Origin of the sequence: Vibrio sp. 2CM40D (assembly GCF_023161825.1) — a bacterium.
Lineage (GTDB): Bacteria > Pseudomonadota > Gammaproteobacteria > Enterobacterales > Vibrionaceae > Vibrio > Vibrio alginolyticus.
On sequence record NZ_JALNTL010000005.1, the window covers coordinates 363,187 to 386,178 of the forward strand.

The following is a 22,992-nucleotide window of genomic DNA, read 5'->3' on the forward strand; positions in this document are numbered from 1 at the left end:
CAAACCACTTACTATAACAAATTAAATCGTTGCTGACTAATTAAACAGGGTTACGCTTTTAAATCTAGCATAAGTGCTAGCAGCTCCCTTTTCTCTTCGGCTGATAAACCGACACTTCTTGCTTTGGCCTGCAGGTTTTCAATTTGTTTTTCTACGCACTGGGCAATAATTTTATCCAGTGAGTCTAAAAAGATTTCTTCTTGGTTGTCCTCATCGAGTGGAATGTCCCAACTCGCGAGACGAGACAGAAGGGTCTCATTTTGGCTGTTTCGCCAATGCTCTAATAATTGGCCTGTGTTGATATGGGGATGCGCTTGGCATTTATCAAGTACATCAACAAATAAACTTAGACCAGGAATGGGCAAATCTCTAACGCTAGTTAGATCTGGCACCATACTTACGTATTGTGGGTTTTGAATCAGTAACGCGATCACTTCTCGCATCGGCGTTCGCTTGATTTCTTTATGAGGTTGAGGCCTTTTATCCTCTTTACCTTGTTTTGAAATTAGCTGCTGTAGTTGGCGTTCATCAACCAAACCCAAACGGCGGCCAAGCAATTCTCTCAAGTATAGTCTTAAAGTGCCGCCAGGGACTTTATCAATGAGAGGAACCGCAAGAGTACTCAGTTTTGCCATGCCTTCTTTCGTGCTCATATCGACCTGCTGAGTCAATGAGCTGAACATGAATTCAGACAAGGGCATCGCATTAGACACTTGCTGCTCAAATGCTTGTTTTCCGTTTTGTCGGATATAAGAGTCGGGATCTTCTCCGTCCGGCAAAAACATGAATTTTAACTGGCGACCATCCGTTAGGTAAGGCAATGCATTTTCCATGGCACGCCACGCGGCTTCACGGCCTGCGCGGTCACCGTCATAACAACACACGACGGTGCTTGTTTGCCTGAATAACACCTGCAAGTGATCGCCCGTTGTCGAGGTTCCCAATGAGGCAACGGAATAATCTACGCCATATTGAGCAAGCGCGACAACATCCATATAGCCTTCAACCACTAAAATTTGTGGTGGCTCACGATACGCTTGTAGTACTTCATATAGGCCATACAACTCTTTACCTTTATGAAATATCGGGGTTTCGGGTGAGTTGAGATATTTTGGTGTCCCATCACCTAATACTCGACCACCAAAGCCTATTACTCGGCCGCGTCTATCTCGAATAGGAAACATCACTCGACCACGGAATCGGTCGTAGCGGTTGCCTTTATCGTTTTCAATCAACATGCCGCCAGTGACGAGCATGTCTTGGTTTTCTTTATTCTGACCAAAGTTCTTACGAACTAAATCCCATTCATCAGCCACATAGCCGATGCCAAACTTCTGGACGATTTCACCAGACAGGCCGCGATCTTTTAGATACTCAATCGCCACCTTACTTGCTGGCTGTTTGAGTTGGTTACGATAAAATTGAGCAATGCTGCCCATTAAGTCGTATAGGTTACGTTTTTCACTGCTGCTTGCTTGTGGGCCTGATTGAAACGAACCATTACCGCCGCTACGTTGTTCGCGAGGAACATCTAAACCCAAGTATGAAGCGAGTTCTTCAATGGCTTCGACGAATTCTAGTCGGTCGAACTCCATCAAAAAATCGATGGCATTTCCATGCGCGCCACAACCAAAACAATGGTAGAACTGCTTTTCTTGACTGACACTGAATGAGGGTGTCTTTTCGTTGTGGAACGGGCAGCATGCGCCGTAGTTTTTGCCTTTTTTCTTAAGTTTCACACGTGCGTCGATGATATCGACAATATCAAGTCGAGCTAGAAGGTCATCGATAAAACTGCGAGGGATGTGTCCAGCCATAAAACCTAACAAAAAAAGAAGATGATGAGTGGAGTGAATGCCTTAAAAGAATGAGCGTATTGCCCATTGATTTCATTCCATCCATCCAGATACAAACAAGCCGTGCGCTCCAAAGGATAGCACGGCTTGCTGCAATTGGGTGGGGTACCTTAAGCCAATTTAGCGCGAACTAAACCGCTTACTTTACCCATATCTGCACGCCCTTGAATTTGCGGTTTCAGAACGCCCATTACTTTGCCCATGTCTTGCATGCCAGCTGCGCCAGATTCAGCAATCGCGTTCTCGATGAGAGCCGCTACTTCTTCGTCTGTCAGTGGTTGAGGCATAAAGTCCTCAAGAACGGTAATTTCTGCTTGTTCCGCATCAGCAAGATCTTGACGACCCGCTGCTTCAAACTGCGCTACAGAGTCGCGACGTTGTTTAACCATCTTGGTCAATACTGCAAGAATGTCGTCATCGTTCAGAGTAATCTGTTCGTCAACTTCACGTTGCTTGATTGCTGATAGGGCTAAACGAATAGTACCAAGGCGCAATTTGTCCTTGGCTTTCATCGCTAATTTTTGCTCTTCTTTGAGTTGATCAATCAGAGCCATAACTAAATTCCTTTTGGAGCTCAGTTATTAGTACAGGCGAACGCGACGAGCGTTTTCGCGAGCTAGCTTCTTAGCGTGACGCTTTTGAGCCGCTGCTTTAGCGCGTTTGCGAACTGTAGTTGGTTTTTCGTAGTGCTCACGACGACGCACTTCAGAAAGGATACCTGCTTTTTCGCAAGAGCGCTTAAAACGACGTAGAGCAACGTCGAACGGTTCGTTTTCACGTACTTTAACTACTGGCATATGCCTTTCACCTCAGGGGTTATTCGTTAACGCTGGTATTCAACAGACCAAATCACAATTGTTAGGTCTCTTACCAGCTTGATCAAAAATGGTGCGGAATTTTAATCCGATCACAACTACTTTGTAAAGCCTTTTGTCGATTATTGTCTGTACAAAATTTGTTTGCAGCACCAAGGCGAGGTAATATGACGCCCAAATTTCCTCTATACAGAAAGCATACTGAGAAAACCATGCGCATTATTGGTATTGAAACCTCTTGTGACGAGACTGGCATCGCAATTTATGACGATGAAAACGGTCTCTTGTCACACAAGCTATACAGCCAAGTAAAACTGCACGCAGATTACGGCGGTGTGGTGCCTGAGTTGGCTTCACGTGACCACGTAAAGAAAACCATTCCTCTTATTAAAGAGGCACTAAAAGAAGCGAACTTAACTTCAAAAGACATCGATGGTGTCGCGTATACCGCGGGGCCTGGTCTTGTTGGGGCGCTATTAGTGGGCGCGACTATCGGTCGCAGTATTGCTTATGCTTGGGGAGTGCCAGCGGTACCTGTTCATCATATGGAAGGTCACCTATTGGCCCCAATGTTGGAAGATAACCCTCCACCGTTCCCGTTTGTGGCGGTATTAGTATCGGGCGGTCACTCTATGATGGTGGAAGTGAGAGGCATCGGTGAGTACAAAATTCTAGGTGAGTCGATTGATGATGCGGCGGGCGAAGCGTTTGATAAAACAGCGAAGCTAATGGGTTTGGATTACCCAGGCGGTCCACTATTATCTAAACTGGCGGAAAAAGGTACACCGGGCCGCTTTAAGTTCCCGCGCCCAATGACGAATGTGCCAGGTTTGGACATGAGTTTCTCTGGTCTAAAAACCTTTACGGCTAACACGATTGCTGCAAACGGTGATGACGAGCAAACCCGCGCGGACATCGCATTGGCATTTGAAGAGGCTGTGTGTGCTACGTTGGCTATTAAATGTAAGCGCGCGCTTGAGCAAACAGGCATGAAACGCATTGTTATTGCTGGTGGTGTGAGTGCTAACCGTCGTTTGCGAGCTGAGTTAGAGAAGTTAGCGAAGAAAGTTGGCGGCGAAGTTTACTACCCACGTACTGAGTTCTGTACAGATAACGGTGCGATGATCGCTTACGCAGGCATGCAGCGCTTGAAGAATGGCGAAGTGGCTGATATGTCAGTAGAGGCTCGTCCACGTTGGCCAATTGATCAACTAACACCTGTCGCTTAGTCAAATTTATGCGGTAGGTTTGAAACCGGTTCTTTGTAATAAAGGTCTCTGCTCCTCAGAGGCCTTTATTTTTAATTATTCAATGAACCGCCTCGTTTTACATTCTGACTGATGCGATCAGTTCGCGATTGTTTCAGTGCTAGGATGACGTGGAAGAATAAGAAATGGATATAACAATGAATAAGTTTGAAATTGAAGGTCAGCAACTTGCTTATCTAGATAAAGGTGAGGGCCCTGTGCTTCTATTTGGTCATAGTTACCTTTGGGATAGCCAAATGTGGGCGCCACAAGTTGAGGTTTTAAGCCAGTCATTCCGTTGTATTGTGCCAGATCTTTGGGCACATGGTGAATCGGACGCTGCACCTGCATCGACACAGTCATTGGCCGACTATGCACAACATATGTTGGCATTGATGGATCATTTAGATATCGAAGAGCTCTCGATAGTGGGCTTATCTGTTGGCGGCATGTGGGGAGCAGAGCTAACGGCTCAAGCGCCGCAACGTGTTAAGTCACTGGTATTGATGGATACCTTCATTGGCTGGGAGCCAGAAGTTACGTATAAGAAGTATTTTGCAATGCTTGATACCATCAGCCAAGTCCAAGCAGTGCCTGCGCTAATTATTGAAGCCGTTGTGCCGCTGTTCTTTGCCAACAACGTCAATCAGGATAACCCTGAACTTGTCGCTTCATTCAAACGCAGTTTAGAAGAGCTGAACGGTGAGCGTGCGGTGGAAGTAGCTCGCATAGGGCGTATGGTGTTTGGTCGCCGGGATGTGATTGAGGATTCGGAAAAATTTGCTCTGCCGACGTTAATTGCAGTGGGCTGTGAAGATAAACCACGTCCAGTTTTTGAATCTTATTTAATGAAAGACTGCATCACAGGCAGTGAGTTGGTGGAGATTCCCCAAGCGGGACATATCAGTTGTTTAGAACAACCTGAGTTCGTCAACCAGATGTTGTTGAACTTCCTGAATCGAGTTCATGCGTAACCAATGCATCCTTCTTTAAACGAAAAGCTCGGCATTAAGCCGAGTTTTTTTGTGTCAGTTTTTTCTCGCCGATTTTTGGCTCGTCGCCAGACAAAAGCCGCCGAATATTTTGATGATGCTTAAATACGATTAAGCAGCACAGCATAGCAACAGGTAACGTGTATTGCGGTTTAAACATCCAAGTATAAAACGGAGTGACCAAAACCGTGACGAGAGCCGCTAAGGATGAATAGCGGAATAGCGCGGCTACTGACAGCCAAGTTAACATTACCAATCCTGTTAAGTCCAAACCAATCGGAGCGATAGCGCCAAGCGCGGTTGCGACACCTTTTCCGCCTTTAAAGTGGAAAAAAATGGGGTACATGTGGCCAAGACAGGCAGCAATGGCGATGACGCCAAGAATGATAGGGTCGATACCAAGAAAGTATCCGCCCCACACGGGGATAGTGCCTTTGAGCATATCGCACAACAAGACTGAAACAGCGGCTCCTCGTCCGCCAATACGCAATACGTTCGTTGCTCCAGGATTGTTAGATCCCACACTGCGTGGGTCTGGCAGTTTTAAGAGTCGACAGATCAAAACCGCACTGGAAACCGAACCTAATAAATAGGCGGCCATTGTCATTATCAGTGCCAGTGCGTCCATAGAAGTCCTTGATGGATTGGAATTTAATGCTCGGTTCCCGCGTAGTTGCTATCATACCCCGAATTTACATAATGCAGAAATCCTCACTGTGATAGAGCTTGCATTATGTGATTTCTTGTATATAAAGATGCTTTCGCAGTTTATACCTAAGTAACATTGTGATGACCAAAGTAAATGTTACTTAGGTATAGAATACTACGATCAAATTACCCCTCACGGGTATCCGACCTCTGTAATAGAAGGACATAAGATGGCTCTGGATAAAGTTTTTATTGAACAGTTAGAAGTTATCACCACCATTGGCGTGTACGACTGGGAACAACAAATCAAACAAAAGTTGGTTCTAGATATTGAAATGGCGCACGATAATAAGCCTGCGGGCAAAAGTGATGATGTGCAAGATGCACTGGATTATTCGCAGGTGAGTGAGGCGGTACTTAACCACATTGAAAATGGTCGTTTCTTATTGGTCGAGCGCGTGGCTGAAGAAGTAGCAGAGCTTATCATGCAGCGTTTCTCTGTGCCTTGGGTGAAAATCCGCCTAGCGAAGCCTGGCGCCGTGCCGCAAGCACGTGCTGTTGGTGTGGTGATTGAGCGAGGCCGAGCATGATCACCACTTATATCGGTGTTGGGACGAACGTAGAAAGAGAGCAACATGTGCTTGCTGCGTATCAGGAGCTGCAACGGCTTGGAGAAAATCTCCTCGTATCACCGATATATGAATGCGAACCTATTGGTTTTAGCAGCAAGAATTTCTACAACTTTGTCGTTGCAATGCGTACCGAGTTGTCATTAGAAGAGTTGAGCCATCAACTACGCGAGATTGAATTTAAGTGGGGACGCGAAGAAAACGCGCAAAAGTATCAGGATCGAACACTGGATCTCGATATAGTGTTGTTCGGTGAGCGCGTCTCCAAGAAAAAACCTGAGCTACCTCGCAGTGATATCTACAAATATCCTTTTGTCACAAAGCCGCTGTATGATCTCGAACCGCAATTAGTGATCCCAGGCGATGGACGCACAGTCGCAGACATTTGGCATGCTATGCAGCCAGTCGATTCGCTCAAACCCGTTTCCTTTCATTTTTAATTTGAGTTGTTTACATGAGTTATTTTGAAGCCTTTATTTTGGCTCTGATTCAGGGGCTGACAGAGTTTTTGCCTATCTCAAGCTCTGCCCATTTGATCCTGCCTTCCGCTATTTTAGGATGGGAAGATCAAGGTCTGGCCTTTGATGTTGCTGTTCACGTCGGTACATTAATGGCTGTCGTGATCTATTTTCGTCATGAAGTAATCACTTTGTTTCAAGCGTTATTTGCTTCGATCTTTAAAGGAGATCGCAGTAAAGAAGCTAAATTGGCTTGGATGATCGTGATTGCGACGATTCCAGCTTGTGTGTTCGGCTTATTGATGAAAGACATCATTGAAGTGTATCTACGTAGCGCTTACGTTATCGCGACTACTACGATCGTATTTGGCCTGTTGCTATGGTGGGTAGACAAAAACGCTAAACTCGTTGCCGATGAATACCAAACGGGTTGGAAGAAAGCTGTATTTATCGGTATTGCTCAAGCCTTAGCGATGATTCCTGGAACTTCACGTTCAGGGGCGACCATCACAGCAGCGCTTTACCTTGGCTTTACTCGAGAAGCGGCTGCGCGCTTTTCATTTTTAATGTCGATCCCAATCATTACATTAGCTGGTAGCTACTTAGTCATGAAGTTAGTGACCAGTGGTGAACCTGTCCATGTTGGTTTCTTAATGACTGGCATTATCACATCGTTTATCAGTGCGTACATCTGTATCCACTTCTTCTTGAAGATGATTTCACGCATGGGCATGACACCGTTTGTGATTTACCGTCTGATTTTGGGCATCGGTTTGTTCGCTTTTCTATTAAGTTCATAATTGATGTTAACGAAAAACGCCCGCGAAATCCGCGGGCGTTTTTGTTTGTTCGTTACTTCTTAAGTGCTGCTTTCACTGCTTCAATACGTCGTTTTTCTTGCTCGTCACGAATCGCAGGGCCTTTAAAGCCCTCTTTGATTATGATTTGAACGTCAACTGCCGCTGCTGCTTGGTAGGCTTGCCTAAAAATATCCGCCTGTGGATATGGTTGCGTTTCCAGTCCTTTACGACCAGCGTGATCCGCTTGGCAGCAAAGCAAGATATCTTGCAGACGTTCGGACTTACGCCACACATCGAGCTTATTGAGTATTTTAATTATGGTTTGTGGTTTAAGTTCAGCCGCGCGATGAATATTGGAGTGCTGTTCGCACACCATCAAGGCTAAATCACGAAACTCATTTGGTACCCGGACACGTTCGCACAGCTTTTTGATCAGTTTTAATCCTGTATGGCAATGCATTTTGTGGCTTGGCCATTCGCTCTCTGGCGTCACGCCCTTACCCAAGTCATGCACTTGGGCGGCAAACCTGACGGGGAGTGAGTTACTCAATTTTGCGGCTTGCTCTGCCACCATCAAAGTATGGATGCCAGTATCGATTTCTGGATGCCACTTCTCAGGTTGAGGTACGCCAAATAGTGCATCAATTTCAGGTAACACCACGGTTAATGCACCACAGTCTCGTAGAACCGATAAGAAAATATCAGGGCGAGGAGTAGAGAGAGATTTATGCCATTCTTGCCAAACACGCTCGGGAGTCAGTGTGCTCAGCTCTCCGGACTCTGCCATGTGACGCATTAACCGCATGGTTTCGTCGGCAACCGTAAAGTTTAGATCAGCAAGCTTCGCTGCGAAGCGAGCGACACGTAAAACGCGTAGAGGGTCTTCAATAAAGGCGTCTGATACATGGCGTAGCAGTTTATCGTTGAGATCTTGCTGGCCACCATATGGGTCATGGATCGTGCCATCACTCTCCATTGCCATCGCGTTAATGGTTAAATCACGACGTATCAAATCTTCTTCTAAGGTGACGTTTTGATCGAAGAAACATTCAAAACCAGTGTAACCAGAACCTGACTTTCTCTCTGTTCGTGCAAGGGCATATTCTTCTTTACTTTTGGGATGCAGAAATACAGGAAAGTCTTTACCAACGGCGGTGTATCCTTGGGACAGCATCATCCCGGGCGTCGCGCCTACGACCACCCAGTCGTTGTCATAACTATCAATTCCGAGCAATTTATCTCGAACTGCGCCACCTACTAAATAAACTTGCACGAATTACCTCTTAATTTATGGATATGCCGTTGGACATTGTAGCAAGCAATGGTACTTTTCTTTACTCCTAAGAATAGAAGAAGAGCGTTTATACCATGTCTGACTATTCCCAGGTGGTTTTTTAGCTGGAGAGCCTAATGTATAAGGACTTTTTTGGGTTTGTCGAACAACCATTTTCGATTGTTCCAAACTCACGTTATTTGTATTTAAGCCAACGTCACAAAGAGGCAATCACACATCTCCAAGCTGGGCTAGGCGATGGCGGTGGCTTTGCTATGCTTACTGGCGAAGTAGGTACAGGCAAAACGACCGTCGCAAAAGCGATGCTGGCGAATTTGGGTGATAACACCAAAGCGGGTCTTATTCTCAATCCCACGTTTTCGAGTAGAGACTTGCTCGAAGCCATTTGCGATGAGTTCAAAATCACCTATCCGCCAGATGCAAACCTCAAACAGCTAAACCAGGTTATCCATCAATATTTGCTGCGTAATTATCGTTCAGGCTGGCAGACATTGCTGGTCATTGATGAGGCTCAACACCTTGCTGCCGACGTTCTAGAGCAGTTGCGCTTGTTGACCAACTTGGAAACCGATACCAGAAAATTGCTCAAAGTGTTGTTGGTCGGGCAGCCTGAATTGCAGCGGTTATTACAAACAACACAACTACGCCAACTTGCCCAGCGTATTACCGGGCGTTATCACCTATTGCCGTTGGATGAAAAAGAGACAGAAGATTACATCGCATTTCGACTACATACAGCAGGTGGCGACCAGCAACTGTTTAATCGTGCTTCTTGTAAACTTATAGCCAAATACAGTCACGGTATACCGCGGCTCATCAACCTTATCTGTGACAAATCCCTCAACATTAGTTATCACCAGGGTAATGTGGTGGTGGATAAGCAAACCGTTCAGCAGGCCTGTGAAGAGGTGATGCAGTTTCAGGCAGATATTTATCAGCAAGATAAAAAAGAGCGCCGGACTTTCCGTTGGCCTGCTTGGGGCTCTGTCACGGTAGGCCTTATTGCTGCATTAAGTACGGGGTGGGCGGTCGTGAATTATATGCCAGCTCAAGCGACGTCAGTGTTGACACAAGTGACGGAGCCAAGAGTAGAGCCAACACCAACCGTCGTAAGCCAACAGTTAACGGATGAGCAGCGTGATTTATTGTTAACACAAAAACAGTCGAACCTCGCTGTAAATGATTTGTATCGTTTGTGGGGGTATCAAGCATCGGTTCGCGATAATCTTTGTTTGTCAGAACCGCAGTCGACTATGCGTTGTGAGCGTAAAATGGCGACTTGGCCGCTGTTGATGCAACAAAATCGCCCTGTGATCTTGGAGTTGAATTATCAAGGTGATGTTGGGTATGTCATTCTATATGCCGTCGGTAATGACCAAGCTGAAGTGCTCAATGGCAAGCAGCGTCTGCGTCTGCCAGTTTCGTGGCTAAAGCCGTTGTGGCAGGGCAATATTATCGAACTGCGGCATGCTCCGCTGAATGAAACATTACGTTTAGACATGGAAGGCCCTGCGATTGAAGTATTAGACCGATTATTAGCAGAAGCGGTGAGTGAGCCACTGCTTGAAACGTCTATTTTTGATGGTGCGATGAAAGAGCGAGTCGAGTTATTTCAACGTTGGCAAGGAATTGGTGTCGATGGTATTGCAGGTAAGCGAACGCTAGACCGACTTCAGCAAAATGTTCAGCCAGATGCGCCTCAACTGGCGAGAATAGAGAAGGAGGACGCATAATGTCAGCTGTGAAACATATAGGTCTGTTCTTGCTGCCAATCACTGCTTCTGCTATCGGAGTCGCTTGGTACTTAGATCTCTTTGCACCGAGTGTTGAAGTAGATACAACGTCCCCGATAGAAAAGGTCGAAGTGGTATCACCTTTCAAAGTATTAGACTATCCAGAGAACACCCAGTTGGCCCAATTGCCAAGAGAGTGGCCAAGTGCAGAGCTATCGCGTGATTTTGGTACATTTACCACCCCCGATGAATACACGAGCCATACACCAAACAGAGATGAAACACGCGACTCAGCATCAACCCAAACGACTTCTGCTGCTGAAGAGGACCTCGGGTTGTCTTTGGATGATCTGGATTTATCCTCATTATCTCCAGATTTAGCTAGGAAGGTCGAAAATGCCTTATCCCGAGATGATGACAATTCGTCATCACAAACGGCACGCGTGAACGATTTAGAGCGCAACGCTCACCAGTGGCAAGGGCGTCTACCTGCGCTTAATTTGCAAACCCATATGTACGCTAGTGATGAAAATCGCCGTTGGGTGAAAATTAACAATGTTGAGTATCATCAGGGGGATGTCGTTGATGATCAGGTCACTCTAAGAGAAATACAACCGCAAGCTGTGATTGTTGAGTTCCAAGGTGAGCAAATTCGTATACCAGCGTTGTATGAGTGGAAAGGGTAACTCTTGTAGAAACACATCAAGCCAGCGAAATCATATCGCTGGCTTTTTATTTTTCAGAGCATCTTTTGCATCTATTCTGGTGATGATTTCTAGATACTCAAACAAGCAAAATATAGCTTTCCTCAGTCGTTTAAATAGCACCAATATCATTCATCTATTGATAGCGCGATTCCAGTCAGCGTTGTGTAAAAAGACACCATCTTCACGAACTTCGGAGTAATGACTTGGTCCACGTTAGACCCCATCACATAATAGGAGTCTAAACAGAGACACATGCGTATTCTGATTTTTTCTTTAAGCATTGTTGCATCGACAAGCTATGCAGCAAAGCCAGACCCATTCCCAGTTACACCAGATAGTCGCGGGCAAGATTTCATGGTCAGTGCGACGAATCCTTACGTGAGCAGTACCGGTTACTCAATATTGAAAGAAGGCGGTAATGCTGTTGATGCTATGGTCGCGATGCAGATGGTGATGTCTGTCGTTGAGCCAGATATGACCGGAATTGGCGGCGGGACTTTCGCGCTGTTTTATCAACATGACGAGAAAAAATTTCTGGCCCTTGATGGTCGAGATGAAGCGCCCTCTAGCGCGAACCCTGAAATGTTTGTTGAGAATGGGGAAGTACTCAGTCGCAACGAAATATTAGGCCCTCGTTCTGTTGCGGTTCCGGGCACATTGCGGTTGCTTTACACCACTCATGAACAATATGGCAAGTTGCCATGGGCAGAGCTGATTAAGCCGGCGATTACATTGGCGAGCAATGGGTACGCGATGAACAGCTACACCTACGACATCGTAGTAAGAGAGCAAAGCCGACTTGAGCAAGATCCGGAAGTGAAAGCCTTGTATTGGCAAGGGGACGATATTAAGCCGACGGGAACCTTGATGAAGAACCCTAAGATGGCTGAGACGCTGAGGAAGATCGCGCAACAAGGCGATCGTTACCTTTATGGTGGTGAGCTTGGTCAGCACATCGTAGAGACGGTTAATAGTCGTATTGATGACCAACACGAGAAGTTGTCTTTAGAAGATTTTAAACATTACCAAGTGAAGCAGCGTGACATCATTGAGAGCGACTACCGTGGGAATAAAATCGTCTCTTTTGGTTACCCAGCTTCGGGCGGTGTGATGGTCGCTCAGAGTCTTGAACTGCTCGCACCCTATGACATTGCCCATATGGCGAAAACGGATGTGGAACCTTGGCGTCTCATGACTGAAGCGATGCGAATTGCAAAAGCCGATCGTATTGCGTATGCCGGAGATCCGGATTATGTGGAAACGCCAGTTGAACAGTTGTTGTCTAAAGCCTATCTAGATCAGAGACGTGATTTAATCCCTGATAATGGCACTTTAAAAGAGGATCCAAAAGCAGGACAGATAACGCAAACTCAGTATGCGCAATATCAAGGCTTCGAGAGCAAAGATACAGGGCATATTTCTATCGTCGATAGAGATGGAAATGCAATTGCGATGACCAGCACCGTTGGCACGGGTATGGGCTCGGGTGTGATGGTCGATGGCGTTATCTTGAATGCGCAGATGGCTAACTTCTCACCTCAGCCAACGGTTAACGGCAAGCCTACGCAAAACTCAATTGAAGCGGGCAAGCGTCCACGTTCGGCTATTACGCCATTAATGGTGATGGACAGTGATGATAACTTGCGTTTGGTGGTTGGGTCACCAGGTAGTTCACAAATCCCGGGGTATGTACTCAAAACCGTGGTTGGGGTGCTGGATTGGAATTTATCAGCGCAAGAGGCTATTGACTTACCAAACATCCAGTATGGCACTAAGATAGACCGCACCAAGTCTTATGACCCGACTGGTTTGCTGGTGGAAAAGAAAACGTTCGCAGAAATGTTGGTGCCTGAGTTTATGGAGCTTGGCTACCCAGTGCACGTTATTCCAGTGGTAAGCGGTTTGAATGCAATTGAGCTAAAAGATGGCAAGCTTTATGGCGCAACGGATCGTCGTCGAGCCTCTAGTTCAATGGGGGAGTAGTACTCACTTCTATCAAACGAAGCAAACTAAAAAGCCAGTCAATATCGACTGGCTTTTGCGTTCTTTTTAAAGATAAAAGCGTAAGGGTTTATGCCCAACCCGCAGGAGAGCGCTTTCTACGAGGCATGACATGCGGAAGAATCAAACCAAATAGTAAACCTAAACCTGCAACACCGCCGCCATAAGTGAAGTACTTAAGCAGCATGTCATCTTTTTGTGTATCCAGCTTTGCGCGTAGCTCGCGGTTTTCTGTTTCAACAGAAGTAAGCTGATCACTGATCTCAGAGTATTTATTTTCTAGATCTGAAATTTGTTGGTTACGTGTTTCGAGAGAGGTAACAAGACCTGCTTTCTCTGCATCAGAAGTTTGACGAGCATTAGCAAGCTGCTCTTTTACTTCGGCTAGCTCTTTCTCAATGCGAGGAAGGCGAATTGCCATGCTCTCTTGGTTTGTCACAAACTTGCTTTGTACCCAACCAGTGCGACCACGGTCATCACGAACTTGCGTGTAGCCAGTATCTCGGTTGGTTTTAATCAGTTGTACTTTAGAACCGGCGTTAACACTACCAATAATACGGTAGGTGTTATTTGGACCTGAGTGCATAAAAGTGAAGAGGTCATCAGAAATATAACGGTCTGCTGCTAGGGCCGCTGGCGCTGCTAGCAAAGTAAACAAAACCGTGATGATTAGTTTTTTCACAGTAAATCCCTTAACGATTTTTCTTGGAGACAGCGTTGGCACCGAATGATTGGAGCCGGAAATAGACGAATAGTATGCAGTTTCAAACTTCGGTGCAACAAAGAAGGGAGGCAAAGCCTCCCTTTCTGTGCGTTTGAGTCAATAATGACAAAGCGCTTACATTCTATTGACGAGTGTCTTAAGCGAACATCGCTTGAAGTCCGTAGAAGAATACTACGGCCAATAACGCACCCGCTGGTAGTGTAACGATCCATGATGCCACGATGTTACGAACTACGCCTAGGTTCAGTGCTGCGATACCACGAGCAAAGCCAACACCGAGAACCGCACCAACCAATGTTTGAGTGGTTGAAATTGGCAGGCCTGTACCAGACGCTAGAACTACCGTACATGCTGTTGCTAGCTGTGCTGCAAAACCGCGGCTAGGCGTTAGCTCAGTGATGCCTGTACCAACGGTTGCCATTACTTTGTGACCTAGTGTTGCAAGACCGACCACGATACCAATACCACCAAGAGGTAGAATCCACCAAGCGATGGTGCTTTTCGTGCTGATTTCGCCCATGTGTTCAACAGTCGATACGACAGCAGACAGTGGACCAATGGCGTTTGCAACGTCGTTTGAACCGTGTGCAAATGCCATCGCACAAGCGGTGATAACCATCAGAACGCTGAAGATACCTTCCACGCCAGAAAAGCTGCGGTCTTCTTCGCGATTAGCGAATTTTTTCTGGATGTATACGTAGCCGCCAATCATCACAAGTGCTGAAACTGCTGCTGCCCACATCCAGGCTTCACCATTGGTCAGGTGAAGACCAACGTGTTTTAGACCTTTTTTGATGGTTACAAGTGCAATCACCATTGTTGTGATGAACATGTAAACAGGTACAAAACGTTTCGCGTTAAACAGAGGGTTCTCAGTATCAAAAATCAGGCGCTGTGCGCTGACAAAGATAACGTAAGCAAAGAAACCTGAAATCACTGGCGTAATAATCCAGCTACCAACAATGCCTTGAACGCTGCCCCAGTCAACCGCTTCAGTACCTACTGATACGCATGCAAAACCAATGATTGCACCGATGATTGAGTGAGTCGTTGATACTGGCCAGCCCATGTAAGAAGCAAGAAGCAGCCATGTACCTGCTGCTAAAAGCGCAGACATCATGCCGTAGACAAGAACATCTGGTTGACTAGCAAATAAAGAAGTTTCGATTACACCTTTACGGATAGTGTCGGTTACTTCACCGCCTGCAAGGTAAGCACCTGCAAATTCGAAGATCATCGCAATGATGATAGCTTGTTTTACAGTTAGCGCTTTTGAACCTACAGATGTACCCATCGCATTAGCAACGTCGTTCGCGCCAATACCAATCGCCATCATGAAACCAAAAATCGCTGCAACAATAATCAGGACAGTGCCGTAGTTCGCAAGGATATCCATCGTAATACCTAGTTGTTTTATAACAAGCGGAACAAAATTTTACGCGCGCCAAACCATAAGACGATGAAAATAGTCATCGTCCCTATGACACGTGTTAATTATGCTCTTCGTTATGTCGTTAACTTTATGTTTTAAGATCGAGATAGCATGACTTCCAAACGAGCACCTACGCGCTGCGCTTGGTCGGCAATACCACCTACCCATTCAAGAATCTTGTATAGGAACATGACATCGATAGGGTTCATGTCAGCTTCAATCACCATCAACTGTTGGCGAAGTTCAATCTGCATGGCATCGGTATCATCTTCGATAACGTCTAATTGATGAATCATTTCAGCGACGAGCGTCACTTCACGGCCTTTGAAGCCGGTTTCTAGCAATTCATCAAGTTCATTGATTACCTTTTGCGCCTGATCGGCAGCATCAAGACAACGTTGAACGTAAGCGAGGAAGTTTGGTTGGAGAGCCTCAGGGATGACAAGTTGACGACCATATACACGGCCAGCAATGTCTTTTGCCAGGTTTGCAAGTTTGTCCTGTTGAGTCAAAAGCTCAAGCATGTCAGTACGGTCGACTGGCATGAACAAACCGCGAGGCAGTTTTAGACGGATTTCACGTTTCAGCACATCCGCTTCTTTCTCTAGGTGAGAAATTTGTGCACGGATTTCTGCTGCTTTTTCCCAATCACCCTTTGAAGATACTTCAAAGAATTTCACCAAGTGTGAACAACATTCGTTGACACACACAACGTGGCGTTGCAAAGGCTTAATTGGGGACTTTGCAAATAACCCCATAATTGTATTTACTGGCATGGTCATTCAACCTAATAACTATAACCTTAAAAAAACATACACCATTTCTGAGTGCTTGGCGAAATGTTGAACGATGGCTATAAAGGCGCGCATGGTAACGCATTAAATCGCTCATTAAAACTGTTTTAGATCATCATTCCGGCGATATTTCTCTCTTGCCGTGTGAGAAATTACGCAATATCCTGTTTCTATCTGCTTTGAAAGGTATAGCTATGGAAACCGAAATAGAACTGAAGTTTTTTGTTTCTCCTGAATTTTCAGAAACTTTAAAAGAAAAAATTTCTGAGACAAAAGTACTTCAGCATAGTTGTCGTGACTTGGGTAACACCTATTTTGATACTGCCGATAAATGGCTTCGAAAGCACGACATTGGTTTAAGAATTCGCCGTTTTGATGATGTATTCGTCCAAACCGTAAAGACAGCAGGACGCGTCGTCGCAGGCTTACATCAAAGACCAGAATACAATGCTGAGCACACTAGCGACGAGCCTAATCTGTCGCTTCATCCTCTAGATATTTGGCCTCCAGGTAAAGATGCAGAAACGCTGCAATCCGAGCTTATGCCATTATTCTCGACCAACTTCACACGTGAACAATGGCTGATTGGCATGCCCGATGGCAGTCAGATTGAAGTTGCTTTTGACCAAGGCTTAGTTGTAGCCAAAGGTGAAGACGAAGAAGAGAAGCAAGAGCCAATTTGCGAAGTTGAACTGGAACTTAAGTCTGGCCAAACCGAAGCTTTATTCACACTGGCACGCAGCTTTTGCGAGCAAGGTGGTATGCGCTTGGGTAACTTGAGCAAAGCGGCGAAAGGTTATCGACTTGCAAGCGGTTATGCGGGTGATGAAGTAAAATCATTGGCACTTGTGGACAGTAGTCCGACGGATACCGTTGAATTTTGCTTGATCAACTCTTTAGAGCACGCTTTGTCTCATTGGCATTATCACGAGCAAATTTATGCTGAGCGTGACAGCGTGGAAGCACTGCGTGAAATCAGTAATGCCATTCGTTTCATTCGTCAAACATTGACCATTTTTGGCGGGATTGTCCCTCGTCGCGCGAGCGCGATTCTGCGCCAAGAGCTTAAATGGTTGGAAGAAGAATTGAGTTGGTTGGATGAGCATGCACACCTTGAAGAGCTTTTAGATGACAAAGGCAATGTGCTGCGCAAGTTGGATGCACGTAAGTTCTTAGTATCTGAGTTGACTCAGCAGTTACAAGAGTTGCCAAGCCGTGAAGAAGTGCTAGGGTTGCTCAATTCCGCGCGTTACACAGGGTTACTGCTGGATCTAAGCCGCTGGATCTTAGCGCGCGGTTGGCAGCCATTTCTTGATGAAAAAGCACGTGAAAAAATGGCAAGTAATATCATGCCGTTTTCAGTTACTCAGCTCGATCGCACTTGGGCTGAGCTAATGGAAGCTTTCCCAGCAGAGCGCGATTTGACGGCGCAAGAGTACGTTGATCAGCGTTATCGCTTATTGCGTAACCTCTATACTGGTATTGGTTTCGCGAGTTTGTATAACTCGGATGAGCGTAACAGCTTCCGTTTACCATGGGCGGATCTGGTGCATGGTATCGATGATCTGCTAATGCTGAACCACTTGCTCCCGTTGGTTGATATGCTGGAAGACGCAGAAAAAGAGCAGTTAGAACGCTGGTTGCACCGTCAAGAGCGCTCAATTTTGCATGCAATGGATCAAACCCGAGCGATCAGTGTGGAAGTACAGCCTTATTGGCGTGAATGATCGTTCTGGTGGTAACGACAAAAAAATAGGACTGCATGGTCCTATTTTTTTGTCTCTGTTTTACGTTGTTGTAGCTCTTTTTCCATGAAATCGAGTCGTTCTAGTATTTGCGCTTGTTGGGTTAGGAGCTGCTCGAGCATACGTTCTTTATTGATTGAACTGTGCGTCTGTTGTTTCGTTGGAGCAGTAAGGATAGAGGTGATAAGACCCGAGATCATACCAAAGATACCCACCCCGCAAACAATGATGATGACAGCCAAAAACTTTCCTATGGAGGTCACAGGATAATGATCGCCGTAACCAACCGTTGAGATCGTTACAAATACCCACCACAAAGCATCGGCGCCAGTGCGAATATTCGCTTCTGGGTTTTTCGCTTCGATAAACAGCATTGCACTAGAACCGAGCGTTATGAGGATAACCATCAATAGCAGTATAGAGGCGACCGTAGTTTCGCGGCGGTTTTCTTTGAGCTGATGCAAAATGAACTTTGACGAACGCAGTACTAATACCACTCGCATAATATGAAAAATACGAGCAAAGCGCAGGGGCTCTATCAATGGGATGCTCGCCACGAAATCTATCCAATGACGTTTAAGGAATAACCAGCGATCTGTGGACCGGATCAAATCAATGGTGAGCTGTAGTAGAAAAATACTACAGATTATGAAATCCAGACCGATAAGAACTTGACGGGTTTCGTGATCGATCGGGAAAAACAACAAGCCAGAGATCACAAATAGTGCCATAAAAGACAATATTAGTGACAACAGGCCCATCGGTCGTGTGCTGTCTTTGATATCATTGTTTTTCATACGAAGCTCAAAATAAATCGCGTAACCACGCAAAGCGCGAACATAACTATAAGTAATATAAAGATTATAGATAAAGACTATATAAGACTCGGTGGAGAACTGACAATGGAAAAGCTGGCATTTAAGCCATGGGAAAGGGTCATATCCGACATTCGACTGGTGCCTAAAATGGTCATGTTGATGGTCTTCAGTACTGTCCTGATCGTGGCAAAACAACTGTGGGACGCAAACACTTTTTACGACTCACTTTTAGCGGCGACACAAAACGCGCAAGTTGCCCAACAGCATTATGAAGCATACTTAACGCAAGTTGCTTGGCAAACCGCCTTATTGATAGTGGTTTTTGTCGTGCTCTTATTAGCGGCGGCTAGAGTGATGTTGCGTCAAACACAGTATCTGAGCGACGCGATCAAACTGATGGCGAGCAAGAACCTCTCTGTTCCATTTGGTATGGATTGTAAAGATGAATACGGAGACGTGGCACGTGAATTAGAAAAGACACGTCGACAATTGCACGATGTGATTCAAATGCAAATTAATGCGTCTGATGAATTATCAACGCTCACCGAAGTCATGACACTGAGCATGTCGGAAACGAAGGAATCGGCGCAAGAAGAGTTTAACGAAATTGATCAACTTGCTACGGCGATGAGTGAAATGTCGTCGACGGTCCAAACGGTTGCGGAACATGCCAAGACGGCATCTTCTCTAACAGAGCAAGCTTCCGCGCAAGCAATTTCTGGTCAGCAGTTCTTGCAAAGTACAATGGCGAAAATGAGTGAACTTTCATCGGATATCGCTTCATCGGCACAAGCGGTTAACCAAGTTGAAGAACGTGTTGAAGCCATTGGTAGCGTTGTGGGGACGATTCAAGGCATTTCTGAACAAACCAACCTGCTTGCACTGAATGCGGCGATTGAAGCGGCGCGAGCTGGCGAGGCTGGGCGGGGTTTTGCTGTGGTTGCAGATGAAGTTCGTAACCTTGCCCAACGTACACAACAAGCGACGGTAGAAATTCAAGAGATGATCGCACAGCTGCAAACCAGTGCTGAATCTGCGGTAGAACTCATGGAAAAAAGCGTTGTAGAAGCGGCAGATGGAAACGAGCTGGTTTCTAATGCTGGATCTGAGCTCGATGGTATTGTTGGGCAAGTGACGCAAATCAATGACATGAACTTCCAGATCGCGACGGCGTCTGGTCAGCAAAGCAGTGTTGCAGAAGAGATGAGCCAAAACCTCACCAATGTACGTGAGTTGGTGGAAGCCTCAGTTGTTGTCGTTACCGAGCTGCTAGAAACCTCTGAAATGATGCAAAATAATGCAGGTGAGCTAGACAAGAAGATCAAATCTTTCCAAGTTTAATATTCGATCCCGAACTTTTGATAAAACGCCCACAAACCTTTTGTGGGCGTTTTTATTTGCTTTCAGTCTGGTATAAAGAATGAGTTACCGTGCTTTTCAAACAAGGAAGAAAAATGCAGCTGCCTTCGCCACTGATTTCTATCGCTGAATCTGCCGTACAAAACGCCCAAGACGCAGGTTATTTTCCCCTTTGGCCCGATGAGGTTGCGCAGCAATTTCGTTATGTGGCGGGCTTAAGCCAATTTATAACCGAAGCCATTCATCGCGATGAAGTCCTAGGCCGTGAGTTGCCAAGTATGTTAGCGCAGCCAAGTCGTCAGGAGTCTTACCGCTCACGTCTTGCTGAACTGTTGGAACAATGTCCTGATGAGATGTCTGGTCATCGCGTGTTGCGTCAGTTTCGCAACCGAGAAATGGTGTACATTGCGTGGAAGGATTTCACGCATGCATGGTCGCTAGAGACGTCTTTAAGCCACTTATCTGAGTTGGCAGAAGCGATGATTTTTGAAACCTATCAATGGCAATATCAAGTGTGTTGTCAGGAGTGGGGCACACCAACAAGTGAGGACGGTGAAGTGCAGCCGATGTTAATTATCGGCATGGGGAAACTGGGTGGTGGCGAGCTAAACTTTTCTTCCGATATTGATCTAATTTTCACGTACCCAGAGAATGGCGAAACCCAAGGCGCACGCCGAAGCATTGCCAATGCCCAGTTCTTTACTCGTCTTGGTCAACGCATCATCAAAGCGCTCGACCAACAAACCTTCGATGGTTTTTGCTACCGCGTCGACATGCGACTTCGCCCATTTGGAGAAAGTGGCCCCTTGGTAATGAGCTATGCCGCACTTGAAGATTATTACCAAGAACAGGGGCGAGATTGGGAACGTTACGCGATGATCAAAGCTCGGGTGATGGGATGTGAGATGTACCCGCAGTATCAAGAGCTACGCCAAATGCTGCGCCCTTTTGTTTTTCGTCGTTATATTGATTTCAGTGCGATTCAATCTTTGCGACGAATGAAGTCGATGATCAGTAGCGAGGTTCGCCGCCGAGGGTTGAATAACAACATTAAGCTAGGTGCGGGTGGCATCCGAGAAATTGAATTTATCGCTCAAGTTTTTCAATTAATTCGAGGTGGTCGAGAGCCTTCTTTGCGTAATCGAGGGCTGTTGGAAACGCTGCAAGGCATTGAAGAGCTGGCATTGCTTACTCCACAAGAAGTCAGCGATCTAGAAGCCGCATACAAGTACTTGCGTCAATTAGAAAACTTGTTGCAAGCAATGGCGGATAAGCAAACCCAGACGCTGCCTGATTGCGAAACCGAACGCTTAAAGCTCGCCACCGCGATGAAAATGAGCTGTTGGGAGCAATTAATTGAGCAAACCCAGCAGCATATGGCAAATGTTCACCAAGTTTTTGAATCACTAATTGGTGATGATGAAGAAGACGAGGGGACTACCGTTGCTCGTCATTTTCATGAGCTATGGGATATGGCCGACAAACAAGACGTTCTTGAGCATATCTTGCAGCAGGATATTCAGATTGAAGACTTTGCTTCATGCGCGAAAACCATCATCAACTTTAAAACCGATCTGGCCAAAAAAACGTTAGGCCCACGTGGACGCGAAGTGCTCAATCGTTTGATGCCGAAAGTGTTTGATGCGGTCTTTGCCCATCCTGATGCACAGTTTGGTTTATCTCGTGTACTTCACTTGCTACACAACATCTGCACTCGCACAACTTACTTGGAATTATTGGATGAGAATCCAGCGGCTCTGGTGCAGCTCGTACGTTTGTGTACCGCAAGCCCAATGATTTCAGAGCAGCTGTCTCGTTATCCTATCTTGCTTGATGAGTTGATCGACCCTGCGCAGCTGTACAATCCCATTCCATTAGACAGTTACCGTACAGAGCTGCGTGATTATTTGGCACGTATTCCTGAAGATGATATGGAACAGCAAATGGAAGCGTTGCGTCAGTTTAAGCAAATTTGTATTTTGCGTATTGCAGCGGCAGATATTGCTGGCGCATTGCCAGTGATGAAAGTGAGTGACCATTTAACTTATTTAGCGGAAGCTATCGTGGATGCGGTGATCAGTCAGGCTTGGTTGCAAGTGTCTGAAAAGTACGGCGAGCCAACGCATGTGAAAGATCGTGAAGGCAAAGGCTTTGCTGTAATTGGTTATGGTAAAGTCGGAGGGTGGGAGCTCGGCTATAACTCCGATTTGGATATTGTCTTCATGCATGACTGCCCAGTCAATGTCTACACTGACGGCAAAAAAGAGATTGATGGTCGTCAGTTCTACCTTCGTTTAGCACAGCGTATCATTCATATTTTCTCCACTCGCACCGCTTCCGGTATTTTATACGAGGTCGATACCCGATTGCGTCCGTCCGGTGCATCGGGTTTGTTGGTTAGCCCAACGGACGCGTTCGACGACTATCAACATCAAGACGCGTGGACATGGGAGCATCAAGCACTTGTCCGCGCGCGCATGATTTATGGTGATGAACCACTGGCGATAGCATTTCACAATACGCGGCATGATGTGTTGTGCAAAGCACGCGATCAAGCTGAACTGAAAAAAGACGTTGTCGAAATGAGAGAAAAAATGCGCGGTCATCTTGGGGGGAAAAAGCCAGGCCGCTTTATGCTCAAGCAAGATGTAGGTGGGATTACCGATATCGAATTTCTCGCTCAGTACCTAGTGCTTAACTATAGTCACGATAAGCCGAAATTGACGCGTTGGTGTGATAATGTGCGCATCTTTGAAACGCTCATTGCGCAAGATGTTATGGACGAAGACCAAGCAATGCAGTTGATACGTGCTTACACGACAATGCGCAACGAAATACACCGCCGAAATCTACTCAATTTAGACGCTGATGTGGTGGAAGATAAGTTTGTTGCCGAAAGGGAGTGGGTAAAACAGGCTTGGAATCAGTGGTTCAGTTAAG

General features: G+C 46.0%; 20 protein-coding genes. 11 read left to right on the forward strand and 9 right to left on the reverse strand.

Going from position 1 to position 22,992, the window contains the following annotated elements:
• Nucleotides 1–50: 50 nt before the first annotated feature.
• From dnaG to rpsU, 3 genes are all read right to left on the reverse strand, one after another.
• Nucleotides 51–1,817: a DNA primase gene (gene dnaG / locus MTF70_RS14060; RefSeq protein ID WP_005379719.1), complete on the reverse strand. Its 1,767-nt coding sequence runs from the start codon at nucleotides 1,815–1,817 to the stop codon at nucleotides 51–53.
• A 149-nt stretch (nucleotides 1,818–1,966) separates the two neighbouring features.
• Nucleotides 1,967–2,410 carry a GatB/YqeY domain-containing protein gene (locus MTF70_RS14065; RefSeq protein WP_005379720.1) on the reverse strand — a complete coding sequence of 148 codons (444 nt, stop codon included), beginning with the start codon at nucleotides 2,408–2,410 and terminating at the stop codon, nucleotides 1,967–1,969.
• Between the two features lie 27 nt (nucleotides 2,411–2,437).
• The gene (rpsU, locus tag MTF70_RS14070; protein WP_001145625.1) at nucleotides 2,438–2,653 is read right to left on the reverse strand and encodes a 30S ribosomal protein S21; all 216 of its coding nucleotides are present in this window, start codon (nucleotides 2,651–2,653) and stop codon (nucleotides 2,438–2,440) included.
• Nucleotides 2,654–2,883: 230 nt separating this feature from the next.
• Here rpsU and tsaD point away from each other — a divergent pair, with 230 nt between their 5' ends.
• The gene (gene tsaD / locus MTF70_RS14075; RefSeq protein ID WP_005379854.1) at nucleotides 2,884–3,900 is read left to right on the forward strand and encodes a tRNA (adenosine(37)-N6)-threonylcarbamoyltransferase complex transferase subunit TsaD; all 1,017 of its coding nucleotides are present in this window, start codon (nucleotides 2,884–2,886) and stop codon (nucleotides 3,898–3,900) included.
• A gap of 176 nt (nucleotides 3,901–4,076) precedes the next feature.
• Entirely contained in the window at nucleotides 4,077–4,892 is an 816-nt protein-coding gene (locus MTF70_RS14080; protein ID WP_205461423.1) for an alpha/beta fold hydrolase, read from the forward strand.
• A 34-nt stretch (nucleotides 4,893–4,926) separates the two neighbouring features.
• Here the strand turns inward: MTF70_RS14080 and plsY are convergent, their stop codons facing one another.
• Complete coding sequence (gene plsY / locus MTF70_RS14085; protein ID WP_005379857.1) at nucleotides 4,927–5,538, reverse strand: glycerol-3-phosphate 1-O-acyltransferase PlsY; 612 nt, start codon at nucleotides 5,536–5,538, stop codon at nucleotides 4,927–4,929.
• Nucleotides 5,539–5,788: 250 nt separating this feature from the next.
• Here plsY and folB point away from each other — a divergent pair, with 250 nt between their 5' ends.
• Genes folB through MTF70_RS14100 form a run of 3 tightly spaced genes read left to right on the forward strand, consistent with a single transcriptional unit; the run spans nucleotide 5,789 to nucleotide 7,445 of the window.
• Nucleotides 5,789–6,148, forward strand: a complete 360-nt coding sequence (folB, locus tag MTF70_RS14090; RefSeq protein WP_005387458.1) for a bifunctional dihydroneopterin aldolase/7,8-dihydroneopterin epimerase — start codon at nucleotides 5,789–5,791, stop codon at nucleotides 6,146–6,148.
• A complete protein-coding gene (folK, locus tag MTF70_RS14095) occupies nucleotides 6,145–6,627 on the forward strand; it encodes a 2-amino-4-hydroxy-6-hydroxymethyldihydropteridine diphosphokinase (RefSeq protein WP_005387457.1) in 483 nt (160 codons plus the stop codon). Before folB ends, folK begins: the two co-directional genes overlap by 4 nt.
• Before the next feature lie 14 nt (nucleotides 6,628–6,641).
• Nucleotides 6,642–7,445, forward strand: a complete 804-nt coding sequence (locus tag MTF70_RS14100; protein ID WP_205461421.1) for an undecaprenyl-diphosphate phosphatase — start codon at nucleotides 6,642–6,644, stop codon at nucleotides 7,443–7,445.
• A 52-nt stretch (nucleotides 7,446–7,497) separates the two neighbouring features.
• Here the strand turns inward: MTF70_RS14100 and MTF70_RS14105 are convergent, their stop codons facing one another.
• The gene (locus tag MTF70_RS14105; RefSeq protein ID WP_205461419.1) at nucleotides 7,498–8,718 is read right to left on the reverse strand and encodes a multifunctional CCA addition/repair protein; all 1,221 of its coding nucleotides are present in this window, start codon (nucleotides 8,716–8,718) and stop codon (nucleotides 7,498–7,500) included.
• Between the two features lie 137 nt (nucleotides 8,719–8,855).
• On the opposite strand from MTF70_RS14105, the gene MTF70_RS14110 reads away from it, so the two are divergent.
• The 3 genes from MTF70_RS14110 to ggt all read left to right on the forward strand — a co-directional run bounded on the left by MTF70_RS14110 (nucleotide 8,856) and on the right by ggt (nucleotide 13,162).
• Complete coding sequence (locus MTF70_RS14110; RefSeq protein WP_025768392.1) at nucleotides 8,856–10,472, forward strand: ExeA family protein; 1,617 nt, start codon at nucleotides 8,856–8,858, stop codon at nucleotides 10,470–10,472.
• Complete coding sequence (locus tag MTF70_RS14115) at nucleotides 10,472–11,158, forward strand: general secretion pathway protein GspB (protein ID WP_205461410.1); 687 nt, start codon at nucleotides 10,472–10,474, stop codon at nucleotides 11,156–11,158. The genes MTF70_RS14110 and MTF70_RS14115 overlap by 1 nt, the downstream gene beginning before the upstream one ends.
• A 273-nt stretch (nucleotides 11,159–11,431) precedes the next feature.
• Nucleotides 11,432–13,162, forward strand: a complete 1,731-nt coding sequence (ggt, locus tag MTF70_RS14120) for a gamma-glutamyltransferase (RefSeq protein WP_025768393.1) — start codon at nucleotides 11,432–11,434, stop codon at nucleotides 13,160–13,162.
• Between the two features lie 88 nt (nucleotides 13,163–13,250).
• Here ggt and MTF70_RS14125 read toward each other — a convergent pair whose 3' ends face one another.
• From MTF70_RS14125 to MTF70_RS14135, 3 genes are all read right to left on the reverse strand, one after another.
• Nucleotides 13,251–13,862: a TIGR04211 family SH3 domain-containing protein gene (locus MTF70_RS14125; RefSeq protein ID WP_005379900.1), complete on the reverse strand. Its 612-nt coding sequence runs from the start codon at nucleotides 13,860–13,862 to the stop codon at nucleotides 13,251–13,253.
• A gap of 178 nt (nucleotides 13,863–14,040) precedes the next feature.
• On the reverse strand, nucleotides 14,041–15,300 hold the full coding sequence (locus tag MTF70_RS14130; RefSeq protein ID WP_005379898.1) for an inorganic phosphate transporter: 1,260 nt from the start codon (nucleotides 15,298–15,300) through the stop codon (nucleotides 14,041–14,043).
• Between the two features lie 131 nt (nucleotides 15,301–15,431).
• Entirely contained in the window at nucleotides 15,432–16,112 is a 681-nt protein-coding gene (locus MTF70_RS14135; RefSeq protein ID WP_005379896.1) for a TIGR00153 family protein, read from the reverse strand.
• Nucleotides 16,113–16,324: 212 nt separating this feature from the next.
• On the opposite strand from MTF70_RS14135, the gene MTF70_RS14140 reads away from it, so the two are divergent.
• Nucleotides 16,325–17,857 (forward strand): inorganic triphosphatase, encoded by a 1,533-nt coding sequence (locus tag MTF70_RS14140; protein ID WP_005379894.1) that lies wholly within the window; start codon nucleotides 16,325–16,327, stop codon nucleotides 17,855–17,857.
• 41 nt (nucleotides 17,858–17,898) lie between these two features.
• Here MTF70_RS14140 and MTF70_RS14145 read toward each other — a convergent pair whose 3' ends face one another.
• Entirely contained in the window at nucleotides 17,899–18,672 is a 774-nt protein-coding gene (locus MTF70_RS14145) for a potassium channel family protein (RefSeq protein WP_025768395.1), read from the reverse strand.
• Between the two features lie 105 nt (nucleotides 18,673–18,777).
• On the opposite strand from MTF70_RS14145, the gene MTF70_RS14150 reads away from it, so the two are divergent.
• Together MTF70_RS14150 and glnE are read left to right on the forward strand one after the other, a co-directional pair.
• Nucleotides 18,778–20,034: a methyl-accepting chemotaxis protein gene (locus tag MTF70_RS14150; RefSeq protein ID WP_042521819.1), complete on the forward strand. Its 1,257-nt coding sequence runs from the start codon at nucleotides 18,778–18,780 to the stop codon at nucleotides 20,032–20,034.
• A 113-nt stretch (nucleotides 20,035–20,147) separates the two neighbouring features.
• Nucleotides 20,148–22,991, forward strand: a complete 2,844-nt coding sequence (gene glnE, locus MTF70_RS14155) for a bifunctional [glutamate--ammonia ligase]-adenylyl-L-tyrosine phosphorylase/[glutamate--ammonia-ligase] adenylyltransferase (RefSeq protein WP_205461406.1) — start codon at nucleotides 20,148–20,150, stop codon at nucleotides 22,989–22,991.
• Nucleotide 22,992 lies beyond the last annotated feature (1 nt).